Below are 331 nucleotides of genomic sequence, written 5' to 3' on the forward strand. Positions count from 1 at the left end.
GGCGCCATGGGTGTCGGGCTGTTCCGCACCGAACTGCTTTTCATGCGTCACATGCACCTGCCGTCGGAAGACATGCAGGCCGAAACCTACAGCGCGCTGGCCAAGGCGTTTGCGCCGCATCCGGTGATCGTGCGCACGCTCGATATCGGGGGCGACAAGCCGATCGCCGGCATCGAATTCCCGGATGAGGAAAACCCCTTCCTCGGCTGGCGCGGCATCCGCATGTGTCTCGACCGCCCCGACATCTTCAAGCGCCAGCTGCGGGCACTGCTCCGTGCCGCCGTCCACGGCAATATCAAGGTGATGCTGCCGATGGTCTCGGAAATCGCCG

At 64.4% G+C, this 331-nt stretch carries 1 protein-coding gene; it reads left to right on the forward strand.

From position 1 onward, the window contains the following. Positions 1–331: putative PEP-binding protein (locus tag EN874_RS32740; protein ID WP_348631838.1), on the forward strand; the 331-nt coding region annotated here is incomplete at both ends.

Origin of the sequence: Mesorhizobium sp. M1D.F.Ca.ET.231.01.1.1 (genome assembly GCF_003999155.2) — a bacterium.
Classification (GTDB): Bacteria; Pseudomonadota; Alphaproteobacteria; order Rhizobiales; family Rhizobiaceae; genus Mesorhizobium.